The organism is Methylobacterium sp. 142-1Y (assembly GCF_057747795.1).
In genome coordinates this window covers 2,038,279-2,055,047 of sequence record NZ_CM173224.1, presented here as the reverse complement: position 1 = coordinate 2,055,047, position 16,769 = coordinate 2,038,279, and the positions used below count along the sequence as shown (strand labels likewise).

Here is a 16,769-nt window from a genome sequence, read left to right as displayed (position 1 = left end):
AATCTGCTTAGTCCTGGACGTGGAGAGACCCTGCGGCAATCTCCGATTAGCCATTTCCACGCATCATGGCAGCGCCTGGGAGGGCCTCGGTCGTGAGCATCAAGAAGCTTCTGTTCTCGTCCATCGTCGCGATCTGCGCGCTTGCATGCGCCCTGGCCGCCGCGATGGCCTCGTTCCATCGGTCCCGGGCCAGTGAGATCGATCGCGGCACGGTGCGGCTCGGCGTCGTGCGGGCCCTCGCGGCGATTCCGCAGGCGGTCAACATGGAGCGTGGCCTGTGGAGTCTGCTCCTGACGACAGCCTCCCTCGACGAGGCCGGCAAGCATGCCGGGCTCGCCGACTTGCGGCGGCGGTCCGATGAGGCGGTGACGACGTTGCGCCGGGCGGTCGAGGCCGCCGCCGCCCTGCCGGACGCGGGCGCGCTCCAGGCGACGACGCGGGAGATCGAGACGAGGTTCGGCGCGGCCCGAGACCTGGCGCAGGCCCGGCTCGCCCTGCCGGTGAGCCAGCGCGGCGATGCCGAGAGCGCGCTCGCCAAGGTCATGGCGACGATCAACGACGCCGCCGCCGCGCCCGCATCCGGCCTGACGCGCGACCTCGCGACGGTCGACGGCCGGGCCTTTCGTTGGGTTCTGTTTGCCGGGACGGCCGGCGAATTGCGCGATATCGGCGGCCGGCAGGCCGGCTTCCTCCAGACCCTGATCGCGCCCCGCAAGCCGGTGACGCCCGAGCAGGAGATCGCCTTCTGGACCGCCCAGGGCCGCGTCGACCAGCTGCTCGCCGGACTGGAGCGGGTGGCAGCCGATGCCGGCGCCGGGGAGGCCGTCGCCACGGCGATGGAGGGCGTGCGCCGCGGCTACGTCCAGGCCTTCGCGGCCCTCAAGACGGAGCTGCTGCCGCATTTCGGCACCGGCGCCTTCCCGCTCGACGGCACGGCCTACCGGGACCGGGCGGTTCCGATGTGGTCGTCGGTCCTGCGCCTGCGGGACACCGCGTTCGACCGGGCGGCCTCCGTCCTGGCCGAGCGCCGCGCCGAGGCGCAGAGTGGCCTCGAGCTGGCGCTGGCGGCTCTGGCCGCCACGGTCGCCATCGGTCTGGCCGTGCTGATCCTTGTCGTGGCGCGGGTGATCCGGCCGCTCACCGGCACCGCTCAGGCGATCGGCCGGGTCGCCCGGGGCGATCTCGACGTGGCGATCCCCGGCGCCGGGCGACGGGACGAGATCGGCGCGATGGCGAACGCCGTCGCGGTGTTCAAGGACAGCCTGATCCGCAACCGCGCCCTCGAGGCCGAGGCCTCCTCCACCCGGGCCGGTGCGGAGGAGCGGCGCCGGGCCGAGCTGCACCGCATCGCCGACCGGTTCGAGGGTGCGGTGAGCGCCGTCGTCGATCACGTGGCGCAGGCGGCCGACGCGATGCAGGCGACCGCCCACTCCATGGCGGCCAAGGCCACGCAGACGGCCGAGAGCAGCCACGCGGTCGCGGCAACGGCGGGCCACACCGCGGCCAACGTGCAGACCGTGGCAGCCGCCGCCGAGGAACTCGGCTCGTCGATCGCCGAGATCAGCCGGCAGGTCGACGACTCGGCCGATCTCGTGCGGGTCGCGGCCGCGGAAGCCGCGCAGACGGTGTCCCTGGTGCGGGATCTGAGCGGCGCGGCGGCCCGGGTCGGCGACGTGGTGGCGCTGATCTCGTCGATCGCCAGCCAGACCAACCTCCTGGCGCTCAACGCCACGATCGAGGCGGCGCGGGCCGGTAGCGCGGGGCGCGGCTTCGCGGTCGTCGCCGCCGAGGTCAAGGAACTGGCCGGCCAGACGGCCCGCGCCACCGAGGAGATCACCGGCCAGATCGCGGCGATCCAGACCTCGACCGGGCGGGCCGTCGGGGCGATCGACGGCATCACCGCACGGATCGATCAGATCAGCGGCGTGGCGAGCGCGATCGCCACCTCGGTGCAGCAGCAGGGCGCGGCGACCCAGGAGATCGTCCGCAACGTCGCCGAGGCCGCCGCCGGCACCGGCGCGGTCACCGGCACGATCGGCACGGTCGCCCGGACCTCCGAGGAGACCGGCGCCGCCGCCGCCCAGGTCCTGGCCTCGGCCGCGACGATGTCGCGCCGCACCGAGCAGCTGACCGGGGAGGTGGCGCAGTTCCTCGCGACGATCCGGGCGGCGTGAGGGGGGGCCGGGCGGATGCACGCCCCGACCCACCAGAGAACCTCATCCTGAGGTGCCCGCGTCGGTAGGCCTCGAAGGAGGGCTCCAGAAGCCAAAAGATTTCTGGAGCCCTCCTTCGAGGTCAGTCGAGCTGCGAACGCGTGCGATCTACGATCGCCAGCACCTCAGATGAGGTCGAGGGTTGGAGATCGCGTGCTGTTTATCTCAATATTCATCCGGAAAATATTCTCGCGCGCTGCGGAACGAAACCCTACTTCGTCGCCGCCACCACGATCCGCGTCCGGCTGATGAAGGCGCGTGGGTCGGCGCCCTGGTGGCCGTAGAGGTCGCGGGTCACCGTCACGCTCTTGGGTCCCAGCGCCTTGCGGCACTCCTCCTTGACGAAGGTTTCGCCGAGCGGGGTCTCGTCGCCGGCGGGCTTGCCCTCGGCACAGGTCCAGCCGTCCTCGCCCCAGTGGCTGCGGGCCTGGAGGCCCAGCAGATGGCCCTTCTTGCGCAGGTAGAGCGGCACCGCGTCGTCGGTCTCGATCACCAGCCCGTCGACCCGGGCATCGTCGCCGACGAGCAGGGTCAGCCGCGCCGGGTGCCCGGCGACCCGGGTGCCGTTGCGGGTGGTGCCGTCGGCGTAAGCGAAGCCGATCGCGTGCAGCCCCTTGGCATCCGCCGGGCAGGTGCGCCAGTCGCTCCAGCCCGCGAGCGTCCGGGCCGGGCCCTCGCGGCAGACGAGGTCGCCGTAGCCCTTGCCAGAGATCTCCGAGACCGGCATCCCGACGCGCACATCACGCAGATCCGCGATTTCGGGCCCGACGGCGAGCGCCGGCCCGGCGCAGAGGAGGGCGGCCAAGGCCGCGAGATCAATGTGAGACGGTCGGCGCATCGGAGCCCTCCTTCTTGCGGTAGACGTCGCAGGCCCGGGAGGTGGTGCCGAAGAAGGCGGTGCATTCCGCGAAGGTCGGATCGCCCTTGCCCTTGAGCTGGGTGACGACATACGTCGCCACCGCGTCGATCTCCGCCGGGCGTAAGAAGACCGCCGTCTCCGGCGGCATGTTGCCGGCCATGTCGGCTTTCAGCGAATCGTAGCACTTCACCGTGTCGTAGGCGCCGCGCAGGTGGTAGGGCATGCCGGTCCCGGGCCGGCCGCAGCGCACCACCTCGGCGACCTGCTCCTTGTCGAGCTGCGTCTTGCGCAGCGACAGCGCGTCGCCGCCATAGCCGCCCCCTCCGCCGCCATGCCACTTGTGGCAGCCCGAGCAGGCCTTCTTGAATACCGCGAGATCGCCCTCGCCCCCGGCCGTCCGGGCGCCCTGCGCCCAGGCCGGAGCGCAGGCGAGCGCGAGGCCGGCGAGCAAAACCGGCACCATCGTTTTCCGCATCCGTCAAAACCTCGTGCGCGGCGGGGCGCCGACGCGCCCCGCCCGGAAGGATTTCAGTTCAGAGCGCGAAGACGTAGAGCATCGAGCCGGTCTGGATGTTCTTCAGCTCCGGGGTCGAGTCGATGAACCACTTGTCCCAGGCGCCGCCGAGGCCGACCAGGATCGCGACATATTGCTTGCCGTCGACCGTGAAGGTCATCGGGGGCGCGTTGACGCCGCTGCCGGTGCGGAACTCCCACAGCTTGTCGAGGCTCTTGGCGTCGAGCGCCATCACGCCGCCGCCCGGCTCGCCGGTGAAGACGAGATCGGGGGTCGCCAGCATGCCGCCGAGGAGCGGGAACTGGGTCTCGTGCTTGCCGGCGACCTTGCCGGTCTTCACGTCGATCGCCGTCACGCTGCCGGTGATCCGGAACGGCTGGCTCGGCCCGCCGCCGGTGAAGAACTCCCGGGGTTTCAGGTTCGCCTGCGTCATCGCCTCGTGGGTGACGCGGTTGCAGCTCTCGATGACCGGGATGTACCAGTATTGCAGGTTCGGGTTGTAGGCGGTCGGCGGCCAGTTCTTGCCGCCCATGTTGCCGGGGCAGAAATCGGCGTTCTTGTTCTCGGCCGAAGGCGTCGCCGCCGGGTTGTAGCGCTGCACGTCCTTGGTCGGGTCGTACTCGAACGGCTTGCCGGTATCGGGGTTGATGCCCTTGGTCCAGGTCACCTTCTTGACGAAGGGCGTCGCCCAGACGAACTGGCCGTTGGTCCGGTCGACCGCGTAGGCGTGGCCGTTGCGGTCGGCCTCGATGGCGAGCTTGCGGCCGTTGGCGTTGACCAGCAGGTTCTCCGACACGCTGTCATAATCGTAGGGGTCGTTCGGCGTGTGCTGGAAGTGCCACTTGATCTTGCCGGTCTGGGCGTCGAGGCCGAGCGTCGAGTCGGTGTAGAGGTTGTCGCCGGGCCGGTAGGCGTTGTCCCAGTCCGGGCCCGGATTGCCGACGCCCCAGACGATCGTGTCGGTATCGGGATCGTAGGTGCCGGTGACCCAGGTCGAGCCGCCGCCGCTGACCGCCGCGTTGTTCGGGCCCTTCCAGGTCTCGGAGCCCGGCTCGCCCTTGCCCGGGATGGTGTGAGTGCGCCAGACCTCCTTCTCGGTCTTCAGGTCGGTGGCGGCGATCCAGCCGCGGATGCCGTATTCGGCGCCGCCGACGCCGGAGATCGCCATTCCCTTCACGATCAGCGGTGCGCCCGTGATGGTCTCGCCCTTGTCCGGATCGGCGACCTGGCGCTGCCAGGCGACCTGGCCGGTCTCCTTGTTGGTGGCGATCAGCCGCCCGTCGAGGGTGTGGCTGACCACGAGGTCGCCCCAGAGCGCGACGCCGCGGTTGTTGACGCCGCAGCAGGCGACCGCGCCGGCCCATTCCCGGTCGGTCTTCGGATCCATCTTCCAGACGAGCTTGCCCTCGCCGCCATGGGTGTCGATCTTGTAGACCGAGCCCCAGCCGTCGGTGACGTACATCATGCCGTTCTCGACGATCGGCGTCCCTTCGAGCCCGCCATGGCTCCAGATGCCGCCGGACTCGATGCCGCCGAGCGCCATCGTCCAGGCGACCTTGAGGCCCTTGACGTTGTCCTTGTTGATCTGGCTCAGCGTCGAGTAGCGGTGGCCGGCGAAGTTCTTGTGGTGCTGGATCCAGTTGCCGTCTTCCTTGTCGGCATTCAGCAGGCGCTCCTGCGTGACGCCGCCGTCGGCGGCGACGGCCGGGGCGATGGCGCCGGCCATCAGGGCGGCGAGCGAGGTTGCGGCAAGGATGCGCCGTGCCGTGCGGGACGTCGTCATGGGTGTCTCCTCCGGGCGGCCTTATGGTTATGTCGTCGCCCCGGCGCGGGCCGTCTCGCGGCCGGGCGTGGATTGATGTCGATCGCTAGTTGGACGCGCGGACCTCGACCGGCACGTCCACCGAGCCGGCCTTGCGGAAGCTCGCCGAGCAGGTGAAGCGCTCGCCCGCGGCCAGCGGCTGTCGGATCTGGAGCAGCATGACGTGCATGCCCTCCGGGGTCAGGGCGGTCTCGCCCGCGGCCTTGACGGCGATGGTCTGGACCGGGCGCTTCGAGGGCGGGCCCTCGCCGCCCTTGTCGACCGTGACCCGCTCGCTGAAATTCGCGAAGGGACAGCGGAAGCGCAGCAGCGAATCGGCCTCGGCGGCGCGGTTCATCACCGTCAGGTGGAGCGGGACGTCGGAGCCGACCTTCTCGGTGGGGGCCACGAAGGCGTGCACCACGTCGATGTCGCCGGCGAAGGCCGGGACACAGCCGAGAAACGAGGCAAAGGCCACGCTCGCGGCACGATGTCGGAAATAAACGATTCGCGTCATCAGCGGCATGGCGTGGCCGTGATGGCGTGACCGGGCGACATGGATGCAGGCATCCACTCTCCTCCCTCTTGCGTCAGCTTCGCCTTTTGGCGGCGAATTGTGCGTGAGGGTAGCCGGCGGCGGTGCTCCGTCAAGATCGAAGACTAAGGGGGTTCTAAAAAATTGCCCGCGACCGATGCACTCGGGTCCGGCGTTTTCGCCCCTCCCGCTGCGCGAGGAGCCGCGCTAGCTTGAACGGCTGCGAGGTTCGAACGGGAGGATGGGATGTCCGACAGCGTGTCCGACGCACCGCCGAAAAGCGGCCGCTTCGATATCGGGGCGATCGCCGCCGCCCTGCCCGACAGCGCGACCACGATGCTGGTCGACACCTACCTGACCGATCGGCCGGCGGCGAGCGCCCGGGTGTTTCGCGTCTACCGGCCGACGCCGGCGCATTACCACGAAGCTTGCGACGAATACCTCTACGTGATCTCCGGCCGCGGCACGTTCTGGATCGGCGACGCCTCCGACGAGGCGGAGTTCGGCCCCGGCCAACTGCTGTTCTTCGAGCGCGGCGTGGTCCACGCCATGCCGCGACTGATCGAAGGGCCGGTGGTGTTCCTCTCCGTCGACACGCCCCGGCGTGCGCCGACGGATGTGATCTTCGTCGATTCCTCGACCGGCACGGCGCAGAGCTTCATGGCCCGCAACGCGACCCCCGATCCGGCTTGACCTGCCGGCCTCCGCCCGCGATGCAAGAGGCAAGCCCAAGAGGCAAAACGACGGGAGGGCATCGTATGGCGGGCGAGGGCAAGGTCGCATTGGTTACCGGCGCGGCGCGGGGCATCGGGCTGGCGACGGCACGACTCTTCCTGGACGAGGGCTGGCGCGTCGCGCTCCTCGACATCGACGGCGCGGCACAGGACCGGGCCGTGGCCGTGCTCGACCGACCCGACCACACCCTGGCGCTCACCGCCGACGTCGCCGACCCGGATGCGGTGGCGCAGGCCGTGGCCGCCGTCGAGGGCCGGTTCGGCCGGCTCGACGCGCTGGTCAACAATGCCGGCACCGCGGTGTTCAAGCCGCTCCTCGACACCAGCCACGCCGAATGGGCGCGGGTGCTCGCCGTCAATCTCACCGGCCCCTTCCTCTGCGTGCAGGCGGCGGCCCCGGTGATGGCGCGGGGCGGCGGCGGTGCGGTCGTCAACATCACGTCGATCTCGGGGCAGCGCGCCTCGACCCTGCGGGTCGCCTACGGCACCAGCAAGGCCGCGCTCAAGCACCTGACGAAGCAGCAGGCGGTGGAACTCGCCCACCTGAACATCCGGGTCAACGCCGTGGCGCCGGGCCCGGTCGATACCGCCATGGCGAAGGCGGTCCACAGCCCCGCCATCCGCGCCGATTACCACGACGCCGTGCCGCTCAACCGCTACGGCCTGGAGCGCGAGATCGCCGACGCCATCGTCTACCTGTGCGGTCCGCGGGCGAGCTACGTCACCGGCCAGACCCTCGCGGTGGATGGCGGCTTCGATGCCGCCGGGATCGGGCTGCCGACCCTGCGGCGGGACCTCGCGGCCCGCTGATACGTACCGTGTTGTAATAACGTTACGCTTGGGGCGTCTCGTGCGGGATGCCCCGGCTTTCCCCTTGCCAGCCCGTCCCTCGTCGCGCGAATGCAACGTTATAGCATTCGTCGGGGGCGGGCATGGGCAAGGTGGGATCGTTCGGGGCGGGTCCGGTGCTGCTGGCGGCGGCCTTCACCTTTGCCGGCCAGGCGGCCCGGGCCGAGGACATCGCCCTCGACACGATCGACGTCGCATCGCCGAGCCCGATCGCCGCCGCGCCGACCGGCGGGGCGGGGAGCGGGGCAGGGGGTGCCTTCCCGGTCGGGGTGCTGCCGGTCGTCACCACCACCTTCTCGCCGGTCACGGTGGTGACGCAAGGCGAGATCCTGCGCCAGCAGCCGCGCACCCTGGGCGACGCCCTGTTCGACCGGCCCGGCCTCTCCGCCACCACCTACGCGCCGGGGGCGGCGAGCCGGCCGATCATCCGCGGCCTCGATACCGGTCGGGTGCGGATCCAGGAGAACGGCATCGGCGTCCAGGACGTCTCGGATCTCGGCGAGGACCACGCCGTGCCGATCAACCCGCTCGTCGCCAACCGCATCGAGGTGATCCGCGGGCCCGCCTCCCTGCGCTACGGCAGCCAGGCGATCGGCGGCGTGGTCTCGGTGGAGGACAACCGGATCCCGACGCTCGCGCCGCCGAACGGCTATGCCGGGCAGATCACCACCGGCTATTCGTCGGTCGATAACGGCCGCAATGCCGCCGCGACGGTCGATGCCGCCGGCCAGTCTGTCGCCTTCCACGCCGACGGCTTCAAGACCGCCGCCGACAGCTATTCCACGCCGCTCGGCATCCAGCGCAACACGGCCAACGAATCGCAGGGCGGCGCGGTCGGGATGTCGTACCTGTTCGACCGCGGCTTCGTCGGCCTGTCGTTCAGCCACTACGACGCGCTCTACCAGATCCCGGGCGGAGAGGCCGCCGACAGCCGCACCCGCCTCGACCCGACCCAGGACAAGCTCCAGGCCAAGGGCGAGTACCGCCCGCTCGACGGGCCGGTCGAGGCGATCCGGTTCTGGCTCGGCGGCTCGACCTACCGCCACAACGAGATCGGGATCGGCGGCGACGGGATCGACGGCATCCAGGCCACCTTCAAGAACCGGCAGGCGGAAGGCCGGCTCGAGATCCAGCACGTCCCGGTGCTCACTCCGCTGGGCACGCTGACCGGCGCGCTCGGCCTCCAGGCCGACCGGCGGCTGATCGGCACCTCGGGCGAGGCCGGCACCCTCCTGGCGCCAACCGATTCGCGCAGCAACGCCGTCTACCTGTTCGAGGAGCTGCGCCTGGAGCGGGGCCTGCGGCTCCAGGCGGCGGGTCGGATCGAGGGGGCGCGCTCCACCGGCACCGCGACGCTGTTCCCGGGCGATTACCTGCCGGTGGACGGCGAGGATCCGCTCTCCTACGGCCGCCGCCGGCACTTCGCCCCGAAGAGCGCGAGTTTCGGCGTGCTGCAGGATCTGCCCGAGGGCTTCGTCGCCAGCCTGACCGGGCAGTACGTCGAGCGGGCGCCGTCGGCCTTCGAGCTCTATTCCCGCGGGCCCCACGACGCGACCGAGACCTTCGAGATCGGCGATCCGAACCTGAAGAAGGAGCGCGCCCGCACCATCGAGGCCAGCATCCGCCGGGCCGTCGGCCCGTTCCGCCTCGACGCCACCGGCTACTACACCCGCTATACCGGTTTCATCTACAAGCGCCTGACCGGCCAGCGCTGCGGCGACGACTTTTCCAGCTGCGGCAGCGACGACGAGCTGGCCCAGATCGTCTACTCGCAGCAGAACGCGACGTTCGCCGGCGCCGAGATCGGCTCGCAGCTCGACCTTCTGCCCGTCGGCAACGGCTTTGCGGGGATCGAGGCGCAGTACGACTTCGTGCGCGCGACCTTCGACGACGGAACTTATGTGCCGCGCATCCCGCCGCACCGGGTCGGCGGCGGCGTGTTCGTGCGGGCGGACGGCTGGTACGCGCGGATGAACCTGCTCCACGCCTTCGCCCATACCGAGACCGCGCCCTACGAGACCCGTACGCCCGGCTACGACAACCTGCGGGCGGAGGTCAGCTACACCAAGGCCTTCGATCCGGCGGTGACCGGCTGGAGCGAGGTGACGCTCGGGATGCGGGGCACGAACCTGCTCAACGACGTGATCCGCAACTCGGCCTCGTTCAAGAAGGACGAGATCGTGCTGCCGGGGCGGAACGTCAGCTTGTTCCTGACGGCGCGGTTCTGAGACCCGTTCGCCGATGCGCCGGCGATCGAAGGGGCGGAGAGCCGCGGGATCGCGACGAAGGCCATGCCTCGCATGATCGTGTCCTGCGGTTCGGTCGTCGAGGCGCTCCCGAGGTGATCGTTTCGCTCCCGATGGCGGCGCACGGGTCGGCGCCGCCGCGGTCGCAGGGCGCTCATGTCGGAGCCGGGACCGGTGTCGCCAGGGGCTTGCCCTTCTGCACCGTGAAGGTCACGAGCAGCCTGGTTGCCTGCGGACCGTTCTTCAGCATGTGCGGCGTGTCCGGCGCCGTCATCCAGGAGAAGCCGGACCTCATCGTCCGCGGTGCCTCGCCCTTGACGCGCAGCTCGCCGACACCGTCCAAGGCGTAGCCCGCCTCGGTGCCCGGATGGGTATGCCAGTCGAGCGTGACGTTCGGCTCGATATCGACGATCACCTGAAGCGTCTCGTAGCCCTCGGCCGGGCCGTCGGTGCGCGCGGTGATCGTCCGCTTGATCCCGCCCGACGGCTGCGCCGAGGCGTCATCCGCTACCAGCCCGAAGGCCGCGCAGATCGCGCAGCCGGTGAAGATCCGCCTGCTCAACATGCCTCCCTCCTCGCGCGCATCGCAGAGCCGTAATGGTGCGGAGCAGACAGTCACGATCGATCATGACTGCTTCGAGCGGGATGTTAAGCGTAATCATTATCTTATATTATAACAATTGATGTTGAATGGATGGAGAAAATAACAGTAATGTCCCCAGGCGTGCCCTGCAATTCGGCCCGCAGGGGAGGTATCGACGAACGCGACCGCTGCCGGGCTGCGCGACGTTGCGCACCGAGTGTCCTCCAAGGGAGCGAAGGCCGCCTGGCCGTTGGGCGACGCGCGCCATCGGACAGGCAACAGGACCGGTCTGCTGTGCGGGGGCCCGTTGCGGTCGTGAATGGCGCAAGGCCGGCGTGCGGAAGCGCGTGCCTTCACCCCTTCTGCGGCCGCAGCACCCCGTCGCTGGTCTTCGGGTCCGGTGCCGGCGCGCTCGGCCGCACGGTGCCGGTCGCGTCGGTGTCGCCGGGGCGGACGCGCTCGGGCAGGGTCTCGTGGGGCGGAGGCATGTTGGGGGTCTGCTCGCGGCTGCGCTGCGGCGTGTCCGTGACCTGCGCCAGAACGGGCGAGGCGGCCAGGACGGCGAGCAGGACGAGGCGGCTGGTGCCCCTGGTCATCGGGCTCTCCTCGATAAGATGGCGTGCAGTCTTATCGGAGTAATGGCCGCGCGCCGGATCCGGTTCCCCGCCGGGTCAGCGCAGCGACAGCATGCCGACCACCGCGTCGCCGACCATCCGCTTGTGGCGCGCGCGCAGGTCCGGCGCATCGAGATCGACGGAAAAGATCGCCCCGAAGGTGTGGCGGTTCGAGACGCGGAAGAAGCAGAGCGCGCTGATCATCAGGTGCACGTCGAGGGGATCGACGTCGGCGCGGAAGACCCCGTCGCGCTGGCCCCGGGCGATGATGTCGGTGATGGTCTGGATCACCCCGAGATTGAGCCCGCGGATCGTCTCGGAGCCCGACAGGTGCTCGGCCCGGTGGATGTTCTCGATCGCCACGAGGCGGATGAAGTCCGGATGGGCCTCGTCGTATTCGAAGGTGAACTCCACGAGCCGGCGGATCGCCTCGGCAGGGCCCACGTTGCCCAGGTCGAGATCGGCCTCGACCTGGCGGATGTCGGCATAGGCCTTCTCCAGCACCGCGAGGTACAGGCCTTCCTTGCTGCCGAAGTAGTAGTAGATCATCCGCTTCGAGGTGCGGGTGCGCTCCGCGATGGCATCGACCCGCGCGCCGCTGAGCCCGAAGGCCGAGAATTCCTCCGTCGCGACCGTCAGGATGTCGGCCTTGGTCCGCTCGGGATCCTTGGTGCGGGGAGAGGCGCGGGGCGTGACGGCGTCCATGATCGAACAGTTCGGCGGGCAGGGGCGAGGCGGTCGGGACGGTGCTCTACCATCCCGGCCGCCCCGGCGCATCGGCGCAAGGCCGGTTCGTCGCCCCGGCTCAGGCGATCTCGTCGCCCAGCACGTCGCGGGCCCAGCGGAAGGCGCCGTTCGCCGCCGGCACGCCGGCATAGATCGCGGTCTGGATCAGCAGGGCCTGCAATTCCGAGACGGTGACGCCGTTGCGCAGGGCCGGGCGGATATGAAGCTTGAATTCCTCCTCGCGGCCGAGCGCCACCATCATGGCGAGCGTCACGAAGGAACGGGTCTTCCACGGGATGCGCGGGTCGCCCCAGACCTCGCCCCAGGCGGTACGGGTGATGAAGTCCTGCCACGGCCCGGCGAAGTCGCCGGCCGCCGCGAGGGAGCGCTCGACATGGGCCTCGCCGAGCACGCTCTTGCGGTTGGCGAGCCCCGTCTCGAACGCCACCGCGCCGGTCGCGGTGTCGGCCGCCTCCCGGTGCCGGTCGAGGAAGCCGAGGAGATGGGCGGCGGTGGCCGCCGGCTGCTCGACGGACAGGAGATGGGCGGCGTTCGGCAGCACCACCAGCTCGGCGTGGCGGATGCCGTCGCAGATCTCCTGCGCCATGGCGGGCGGCGTCGCCGGGTCGTCGCGGCCGGCGATGACCAGGGTCGGCGCCGTGATCCGGTTCAGCACCGGGCGCAGGTCCATGCGGCCGATGGCGTTGCAGCACACCGCGTAGCCGGCGGAATCCGTCCCCGTGAACTGCCCGCGCACCGGCGCCACGGCGTCGGGGGCCTTGGCCGGGAAATCGGGCGTGAACCAGCGGGTCATCGTCGCCTCGACGATCGCCGCCGTGCCCTTCTCGCGCACCAGGGCGGCGCGCTCGTTCCACGACGCCTCGCTCGGCATGAAGGCGGCGGTCGCCATCAGGGTCAGGCTGATCACCCGGTCGGGATGGCGGCTCGCCGCCGCCTGGCCGGTCATGCCGCCGAGCGACAGGCCGACCACGTGGGCGCGGGGGATGTGAAGCGCGTCGAGGAGGCCGATCAGGTCCTCGGCCAGGTCCTCGACCTCGATGCGCTCGTCGCGCACCTGCGAGGCGCCGTGGCCGCGCGTGTCGTAGCGCAACACCCGGTAGCGGCCGCGCAAGTGAGGCACCAGCGGGTCCCACATCGCCAGCGAGGTGCCGAGGGAGTTGGAGAACACCACCACCGGCGCACCGCTCGGGCCGGACAGCTCGTAGTTCAGAAGGGTACCGTTGGCCTCGATCCGGGGCATGGGAACCTCAGGTTATGCGGAATGCAGGAAGGCGGCGAGGCGGGAGACTTCCGCCAGCGCCCGGTCGGCGGTGCGGGCCCCCGCCCGGATGGCGGGGGTCAGATCGAAGGCGGCGTCCAGATCGGCGTCGGCCGTTTCGGGCCGGGCGCGCAAGACCTCCCGGAGCGAGCCCTGCCCGTCGCGCACCGCGCCGGCGGCCTCTTCCACCAGGGCATGGGCGGCTTTGGCGCCGATCACCGGGCTGAGCCGGCTCGCCGCCGCATCGGCGAAGAGCAGGCCTTGCGTCACGTCGAGGTTCCGGCGCATCCGCTCGGGATCGGGCACCAGCCCCTGTGCCAACCCGCGCGCCTCGCGCAACGCGCCCGAGGCGAGGCCGAACAGGGTCGGCAGGGCGTGCCACTCGGCGTGCCAGGCGCCGGCCGGGCGCTCGTGGGCCGCGGCCATCCCGTCGAGCAGGGTCAGGCTGGTGCCCTTGGCGGCGCCGAAGGCGGAGAGGATCACCGTCGAGGAGACGGGGTTGCGCTTGTGCGGCATCGCCGAGGAGCCGCCGCGGCCCGGCACGTAGGGCTCGGCCACCTCGGCGACCTCGGTGGTGGCGAGATGCGCGACGTCGGTGGCGAACTTGGCGAGCGCCCCCATCAGCAGGGCGAGCCACGAGCCGGTCTCGGCGATGCGGGCGCGCCGCGTGTGCCAGGGCGCGAGGTCGGGATGGAGACCGAGCGCGGCGGCAAAGCCGTCGCCCACCGCTTCCGCTTTCTCGCCGAGGCCGGCGAGCGTGCCGACGGGACCGCCCAGCGAGGCGGTGAGCACCCGATCGCGCAGGGCCGGCAGCAGGGCCGCCACCTCCGCGATGCCGAGTGCCCAGATCGCCGCCTTGAAGCCGAACGTGACCGGTGCCGCGTGCTGGCCGTAGGTGCGGCCGACGCACGGCGTCTCGCGATGGTGACGGGCGAGGCCCGACAGCCCCTCGATGATCGCCCTCAGGTCGGCGGCGACGAGGTCGAGGGCGTCGCGGACCTGGAGCACCAGGGCCGTGTCGGCGATGTCCTGGGTGGTGGTCGCCTTGTGGAAGGCGGGCTCCAGCTCCGGCGGCAGCGCGCCCTGCACCGCCTTGACGAAGGGGATCACCGGCACGCCCGAGACGGCGGTGCGCCGGCCGAGCGCGGCGGGGTCGAGCGCCGTCGACCGGACCGCCTCGATGGCGGCGCTGAGGGAGGCCGGCACCAGGCCGGCCTGGCTCTGCGCCCGCGCCAGGGCCGCCTCGGCCCGCAGCATCGCCGCCACCCGGGCCTCGTCGGCGAAGACGGCGCGCATCGCGTCCGTGGCGAAGAGGGGCCCGAGCAGGGCGGAGTCGAGGGCCGAGAGCGTCATCGGATCAGGCCACGGGCTTGAGATGGAGGAGGGCGCGGGCCTCCGCCGGGGTCGCGACCTTGCGGTTGTGGCGGGTCACCATCTCGGCGGCCAGCGACACCAGCTCGGCGTTGCTCGCCGCCAGCCGGTCCTTGGTCACCCGGACGTTGTCCTCGAGGCCGGTGCGGACCGCATCGGCCCCGCGGGAGAGCGCCCAGCCCATGACGCGGGCCTGCTCGCGGCCGATGCCGGCGGCGGTCCAGGTCGCGCCCGGGATCACCCGGCGGGTCTCGGCGAGCAGGATGTCGAGCAGGTGCTCGTCGGCCGGCATCGCGTTCTTCACGCCCATCACGAACTGGACGTGCGGATGGGCGTCCATCAGCCCCTCCTCGATCAGCCTCTTGGCGCCGTGGATGTGCGAGAGATCGAAGATCTCGATCTCGGGCCGGATACCGTTCTTGTGCATCGTGCCGGCGAGGTCGTTCACCAGCGTCGCGTGGTTCTCGTAGACGATGCTCGGGAAGTTGACGGAGCCGGTCGAGAGCGAGGCCATGTCGGGCCGGTGCACCAGCGAGAGCCCGCGCGCGCTCGGGTCGCGGCCGCGGCCGCCGGTCGAGAACTGCACGATCATGCCGGGGCACGCTTTGCGCACGCCCTCCTGCACGGCCGCGAACTTGTCGGGGTCGGAGGAGGGCGACTCGTCGTCGTTGCGGACGTGGATGTGGACGAGGGTGGCGCCGGCCTCGAAGGCCTGGTGCGTCGATTCGATCTGCTCGGCGACGGTGGTCGGCACCGCCGGGTTGTCCTTCTTGCGCGGGACCGAGCCGGTGATCGCGACCGCGATGACGACGGGGTTCATGGGGGGTCTCCTGGGTTATTATCGGCTCTGCGAGCGCGAGACGGATTTGGCTGGCTTCTATACTTTCCCACCCGCATCCTCATCCTGAGGTGTTGGCGATCGCAGATCGACTGACCTCGAAGGAGGGCTCCAGAAGTCTCAGCGATCTCCGGAGCCCTCCTTCGAGGCCGCTACGCGGCACCTCAGGATGAGGTCGTGGGTGGGATGAGGCGTCGTGTGTGAGGCGGGTGGGAAGAATCTCACACGTCGAAGAACACGGTCTCGTTCGGCCCCTGCAAGTAGATGTCGAAGACGTAGACCGCCTTCCCATCCCGCTCCTCGCGCTTCGCCAGCAGGCTGTCGCGCAACGGCCCGCGCTCGACGAGGTTCAGCACCGGGTCGTCGGCATTGGCCGCGGCTTCGTCGGCGAAGTAGAGCCGGGTCTGGAGGCCGATATTGATGCCGCGGGCGGCGATCCAGAGATTGACGTGCGGCGCCATCGCGCGGTGGCCTTTGCGGCCTTCGACCGGGCCGGGCTTCACCGTCTCGAAGAACCACACGCCCGTCTCGAAATCCGAGCCGGTGCGGCCCCAGCCCCGAAACGTCTCGTCGAGGGGCTTGCCCTCCTGGCGGTCGGCCGGGTGGTTGTAGCGGCCCGCAGAATTGGCCTGCCAGATCTCCAGGAAGGCGTCGCGCACCAGCGAGCCGGCGCCGTCGAAGACCCGGCCCTCGATCCGGATGCGCTCGCCCTTCGTGTCCGGACCGGTCAGGACGTTGGTGAAGTTGGTCTCGAAGATGTCGAACCCGGCCTGGTGCGGGATCAGCCCGATATGCACGTAGGGCCCGGCGGTCTGGGACGGGGTCTCCTGGAGACGGACGGGAAGCGGCTGGACCATCGTCTCAGTTCCCCTGAAGCTTGTTCTCGAACACCGTCTGCTGGCGGCCGCGCAGCACGATGTCGAACTTGTAGGCGAGCATGTCGAGCGGCACCGCGGCGCCGAGGTCGAGGGGGGCGATCAGGCGCTCGGCGGCCGAGCGGTCGGGGATGCCGAGCACCATCGGGTCGCGCCAGATCAGCGGGTCGCCCTCGAAATACATCTGGGTGATGAGGCGCTGGGCGAAGCCCGAGCCGAACACCGAGAAGTGGATATGTGCCGGGCGCCAGGAATTGAGGTTGTTGCGCCAGGGATAGGGCCCGGGCTTGATCGTGCGGAAGTAGTAGAAGCCGTGCTCGTCGGTGATCGTCCGGCCGCAGCCGCCGAAATTCGGGTCGATCGGCGCGAGGTAGCGGTCGTTGCGGTGGCGGTAGCGCCCGCCGGCATTGGCCTGCCAGAACTCGACCAGGGTGTGGGGGATGCCGCGCCCGTTCTCGTCGCGGACATGGCCGTGGACGAAGATCCGCTCGCCGATCGGCTCGCCCTCGCGGGCGTAGTTGAGGATCAGGTCGTTATCGAGGGCCCCAAGTTCGGAATGGCCGAAGGTCGGGCCGGTCACCTCCGACAGGGAGGATTGCAGCGACAGCATGGCGCGACGCGGCGAGCGCAGCACGCTCGTCTTGTAGTCCGGCGTGAAGGCCGGCGGATGGATCGAGCGGTCCCGTTGCAGGAACTCGCTGTCGGCGTGGGTCATCGTCTCCTCCTGTGCGC

The 16,769-nt window shown here is 70.4% G+C and carries 16 protein-coding genes; 4 read left to right on the top strand and 12 right to left on the bottom strand.

Annotation, left to right across the window (positions count from 1 at the left end):
- Positions 1 to 92 precede the first annotated feature (92 nt).
- Entirely contained in the window at positions 93 to 2,174 is a 2,082-nt protein-coding gene (locus tag AC3AOF_RS09400) for a methyl-accepting chemotaxis protein (RefSeq protein WP_488348321.1), read from the top strand.
- A 250-nt stretch (positions 2,175 to 2,424) separates the two neighbouring features.
- Here AC3AOF_RS09400 and AC3AOF_RS09395 read toward each other — a convergent pair whose 3' ends face one another.
- The 4 genes from AC3AOF_RS09395 to AC3AOF_RS09380 form a co-directional block, all read right to left on the bottom strand.
- Positions 2,425 to 3,051, bottom strand: a complete 627-nt coding sequence (locus tag AC3AOF_RS09395) for a hypothetical protein (protein ID WP_488348320.1) — start codon at positions 3,049 to 3,051, stop codon at positions 2,425 to 2,427.
- Complete coding sequence (locus tag AC3AOF_RS09390; RefSeq protein WP_488348319.1) at positions 3,029 to 3,547, bottom strand: c-type cytochrome; 519 nt, start codon at positions 3,545 to 3,547, stop codon at positions 3,029 to 3,031. Before AC3AOF_RS09390 ends, AC3AOF_RS09395 begins: the two co-directional genes overlap by 23 nt.
- Before the next feature lie 58 nt (positions 3,548 to 3,605).
- Entirely contained in the window at positions 3,606 to 5,312 is a 1,707-nt protein-coding gene (locus AC3AOF_RS09385) for a PQQ-dependent dehydrogenase, methanol/ethanol family (protein WP_488348975.1), read from the bottom strand.
- A 142-nt stretch (positions 5,313 to 5,454) separates the two neighbouring features.
- Positions 5,455 to 5,865 carry a copper chaperone PCu(A)C gene (locus tag AC3AOF_RS09380; protein ID WP_236992153.1) on the bottom strand — a complete coding sequence of 137 codons (411 nt, stop codon included), beginning with the start codon at positions 5,863 to 5,865 and terminating at the stop codon, positions 5,455 to 5,457.
- A 303-nt stretch (positions 5,866 to 6,168) separates the two neighbouring features.
- Here AC3AOF_RS09380 and AC3AOF_RS09375 point away from each other — a divergent pair, with 303 nt between their 5' ends.
- The 3 genes from AC3AOF_RS09375 (at position 6,169) to AC3AOF_RS09365 (ending at position 9,733) form a co-directional block, all read left to right on the top strand.
- A complete protein-coding gene (locus AC3AOF_RS09375) occupies positions 6,169 to 6,615 on the top strand; it encodes a cupin domain-containing protein (RefSeq protein WP_236992152.1) in 447 nt (148 codons plus the stop codon).
- 65 nt (positions 6,616 to 6,680) lie between these two features.
- Entirely contained in the window at positions 6,681 to 7,466 is a 786-nt protein-coding gene (locus AC3AOF_RS09370) for an SDR family NAD(P)-dependent oxidoreductase (RefSeq protein WP_488348318.1), read from the top strand.
- A gap of 122 nt (positions 7,467 to 7,588) precedes the next feature.
- On the top strand, positions 7,589 to 9,733 hold the full coding sequence (locus AC3AOF_RS09365) for a TonB-dependent receptor (protein WP_488348317.1): 2,145 nt from the start codon (positions 7,589 to 7,591) through the stop codon (positions 9,731 to 9,733).
- 172 nt (positions 9,734 to 9,905) lie between these two features.
- On the opposite strand, the gene AC3AOF_RS09360 is transcribed toward AC3AOF_RS09365, so the two are convergent.
- The 8 genes from AC3AOF_RS09360 to pcaH all read right to left on the bottom strand — a co-directional run bounded on the left by AC3AOF_RS09360 (position 9,906) and on the right by pcaH (position 16,752).
- The gene (locus tag AC3AOF_RS09360; protein WP_488348316.1) at positions 9,906 to 10,316 is read right to left on the bottom strand and encodes a cupin domain-containing protein; all 411 of its coding nucleotides are present in this window, start codon (positions 10,314 to 10,316) and stop codon (positions 9,906 to 9,908) included.
- A 371-nt stretch (positions 10,317 to 10,687) separates the two neighbouring features.
- Positions 10,688 to 10,930: a hypothetical protein gene (locus tag AC3AOF_RS09355; RefSeq protein ID WP_236992148.1), complete on the bottom strand. Its 243-nt coding sequence runs from the start codon at positions 10,928 to 10,930 to the stop codon at positions 10,688 to 10,690.
- A gap of 75 nt (positions 10,931 to 11,005) precedes the next feature.
- Complete coding sequence (locus tag AC3AOF_RS09350; RefSeq protein WP_236992147.1) at positions 11,006 to 11,653, bottom strand: TetR/AcrR family transcriptional regulator; 648 nt, start codon at positions 11,651 to 11,653, stop codon at positions 11,006 to 11,008.
- Between the two features lie 100 nt (positions 11,654 to 11,753).
- Positions 11,754 to 12,935: a bifunctional 3-oxoadipate enol-lactonase/4-carboxymuconolactone decarboxylase PcaDC gene (gene pcaDC, locus AC3AOF_RS09345; protein ID WP_236992146.1), complete on the bottom strand. Its 1,182-nt coding sequence runs from the start codon at positions 12,933 to 12,935 to the stop codon at positions 11,754 to 11,756.
- Between the two features lie 12 nt (positions 12,936 to 12,947).
- Positions 12,948 to 14,306 carry a class-II fumarase/aspartase family protein gene (locus tag AC3AOF_RS09340; RefSeq protein WP_236992145.1) on the bottom strand — a complete coding sequence of 453 codons (1,359 nt, stop codon included), beginning with the start codon at positions 14,304 to 14,306 and terminating at the stop codon, positions 12,948 to 12,950.
- Positions 14,307 to 14,310: 4 nt separating this feature from the next.
- Positions 14,311 to 15,144: a 3-oxoadipate:acetyl-CoA acetyltransferase gene (locus AC3AOF_RS09335; protein WP_236992144.1), complete on the bottom strand. Its 834-nt coding sequence runs from the start codon at positions 15,142 to 15,144 to the stop codon at positions 14,311 to 14,313.
- 239 nt (positions 15,145 to 15,383) lie between these two features.
- Positions 15,384 to 16,019 carry a protocatechuate 3,4-dioxygenase subunit alpha gene (pcaG, locus tag AC3AOF_RS09330; protein ID WP_236992143.1) on the bottom strand — a complete coding sequence of 212 codons (636 nt, stop codon included), beginning with the start codon at positions 16,017 to 16,019 and terminating at the stop codon, positions 15,384 to 15,386.
- Positions 16,020 to 16,023: 4 nt separating this feature from the next.
- Positions 16,024 to 16,752 (bottom strand): protocatechuate 3,4-dioxygenase subunit beta, encoded by a 729-nt coding sequence (pcaH, locus tag AC3AOF_RS09325; protein WP_236992142.1) that lies wholly within the window; start codon positions 16,750 to 16,752, stop codon positions 16,024 to 16,026.
- Positions 16,753 to 16,769 lie beyond the last annotated feature (17 nt).

Excerpts from the sequence above, each read along its gene's own strand:
- AC3AOF_RS09395 (WP_488348320.1), bottom strand. The coding sequence starts at position 3,051 with ATGCGCCGACCGTCTCACATTGATCTCGCGGCCTTGGCCGCCCTCCTC.
- AC3AOF_RS09390 (WP_488348319.1), bottom strand. The coding sequence starts at position 3,547 with ATGCGGAAAACGATGGTGCCGGTTTTGCTCGCCGGCCTCGCGCTCGCC.
- AC3AOF_RS09385 (WP_488348975.1), bottom strand. The coding sequence starts at position 5,312 with ATGGCCGGCGCCATCGCCCCGGCCGTCGCCGCCGACGGCGGCGTCACG.
- AC3AOF_RS09375 (WP_236992152.1), top strand. The coding sequence starts at position 6,169 with ATGTCCGACAGCGTGTCCGACGCACCGCCGAAAAGCGGCCGCTTCGAT.
- AC3AOF_RS09370 (WP_488348318.1), top strand. The coding sequence starts at position 6,681 with ATGGCGGGCGAGGGCAAGGTCGCATTGGTTACCGGCGCGGCGCGGGGC.
- AC3AOF_RS09365 (WP_488348317.1), top strand. The coding sequence starts at position 7,589 with ATGGGCAAGGTGGGATCGTTCGGGGCGGGTCCGGTGCTGCTGGCGGCG.
- AC3AOF_RS09360 (WP_488348316.1), bottom strand. The coding sequence starts at position 10,316 with ATGTTGAGCAGGCGGATCTTCACCGGCTGCGCGATCTGCGCGGCCTTC.
- AC3AOF_RS09355 (WP_236992148.1), bottom strand. The coding sequence starts at position 10,930 with ATGACCAGGGGCACCAGCCGCCTCGTCCTGCTCGCCGTCCTGGCCGCC.
- AC3AOF_RS09350 (WP_236992147.1), bottom strand. The coding sequence starts at position 11,653 with ATGGACGCCGTCACGCCCCGCGCCTCTCCCCGCACCAAGGATCCCGAG.
- pcaDC (WP_236992146.1), bottom strand. The coding sequence starts at position 12,935 with ATGCCCCGGATCGAGGCCAACGGTACCCTTCTGAACTACGAGCTGTCC.
- AC3AOF_RS09340 (WP_236992145.1), bottom strand. The coding sequence starts at position 14,306 with ATGACGCTCTCGGCCCTCGACTCCGCCCTGCTCGGGCCCCTCTTCGCC.
- AC3AOF_RS09335 (WP_236992144.1), bottom strand. The coding sequence starts at position 15,144 with ATGAACCCCGTCGTCATCGCGGTCGCGATCACCGGCTCGGTCCCGCGC.
- pcaG (WP_236992143.1), bottom strand. The coding sequence starts at position 16,019 with ATGGTCCAGCCGCTTCCCGTCCGTCTCCAGGAGACCCCGTCCCAGACC.
- pcaH (WP_236992142.1), bottom strand. The coding sequence starts at position 16,752 with ATGACCCACGCCGACAGCGAGTTCCTGCAACGGGACCGCTCGATCCAT.